General features: G+C 79.0%; 1 protein-coding gene. It reads left to right on the plus strand.

Features of this window, described 5'->3' with window-relative positions; translation table 11 throughout:
- The coding region (locus HMPREF0731_RS21865; protein ID WP_007006433.1) for a nickel-dependent hydrogenase large subunit at positions 1–973 on the plus strand (973 nt) is incomplete at both ends.

Consider the following 973-nt stretch of genomic DNA (forward strand, 5'->3'; position numbering starts at 1 on the left):
CTGGCCGGGCGTCCCGCCGCGCCCTGCCGCCACGAACTGGACGCCGCCGCCTGGGCCGCCCTGCCGGCGGCGCTGCGGCAGGAGCCGGGGCTGGAGCTGCTCGGCCTCTGGCCCGGCGAGGGCATGGTCCACGCCGCCTTCCGCGCGCCCGGCGCCGCATCCCCGCTGCTGGCCAGCGTCGCGGCGGAGGGGGCGGGCTATGCCGCGCTCTCCCCGGCCCGGCCGGGGGCGGAATGGTTCGAGCGCATGATCGCCGACCTCGCCGGCTGGCCGGCGCTGGGCGGCACCGATGCGCGGCCGCTGCTGGACCATGGCCGCTGGGCGATGCGCGCGCCGCTCTCCGCCGCGCCGCCGCCGCGCCTGGGCGAGGTGCCGCAGCCCGAGTTCCTGGCCGTGCCGGGGGAGGGGGTGCATCAGATCCCGCTCGGCCCGATCCAGGGCGGGTTCGGCGAGCCGGCGCATTGGCGGCTGCATGTGCGCGGCGAGACGGTGCTGCGCCTGGAGGTGCTGCCGGGCTACGCGCATCGCGGCGTGCTGGCGCTGCTGCGCGGCCGCACGCTGGAACAGGCGGCGCCGCTGGTGGCGCGGATCGCCGGCGATTCCACGGTCGCGCATTCCTGGGCCTTCGCCCTGGCGGCGGAGCGGGCGCTGGGCATCGCCGCCCCCGCCCGCGCGGCGGCGCTGCGCGGCGTGATGGCGGAGCTGGAGCGCATCGCCAACCATCTGCGCGACATTGGCGCGATCTGCGCCGAGGCCGGTTTCCACTGGCCGGATTCGCGCTGCGGCGCGCTGCGCGAGGCGGTGCTGCGCGCCGCCGGCGCGGCCTTCGGCCACCGGCTGATGATGGATGGCGTGGTGCCCGGCGGCGTGGCGCGCGACCTCTCGCCCGAGGGCGTGGCGCTGCTGGCCGACGCCATGGCGCTGCTGGGCGCCGAGCTGCCGCCGCTGCGCCGCGTCGGTCGAGCGCCATGCC

Source organism: Pseudoroseomonas cervicalis ATCC 49957 (assembly GCF_000164635.1).
Classification (GTDB): Bacteria; Pseudomonadota; Alphaproteobacteria; order Acetobacterales; family Acetobacteraceae; genus Pseudoroseomonas; species Pseudoroseomonas cervicalis.